General features: G+C 42.8%; 1 rRNA gene. It reads left to right on the top strand.

The annotated features are described in order from the left end of the window. Positions 1-90: 90 nt before the first annotated feature. Positions 91-222: ribosomal RNA gene (locus tag A6D97_RS13050) — 23S ribosomal RNA — on the top strand; the annotation flags it as partial.

Below are 222 nucleotides of genomic sequence, written 5' to 3'. Positions count from 1 at the left end.
ATGACAACCAAAAACCTTGGTTAGTTGCCATACGCTTATTTGTCTTCACTTTTTAAAGTGAAAGCAAATAGAAACCCTTTCGGGTTGTATGGTTAAGTGACTAAGCGTACACGGTGGATGCCTTGGCAGTCAGAGGCGATGAAAGGCGTAATAACTTGCGATAAGCCCAGATTAGGTAGTAATAACCTTTTGAGTCTGGGATTCCTGAATGGGGAAACCCAC

The sequence above is a fragment of the Vibrio sp. ZF57 genome (assembly GCF_001691235.1).
Lineage (GTDB): Bacteria > Pseudomonadota > Gammaproteobacteria > Enterobacterales > Vibrionaceae > Vibrio > Vibrio crassostreae_C.
Note: the sequence above shows the minus strand (reverse complement) of the source record. Positions and strands in the feature narration are given on the sequence as shown.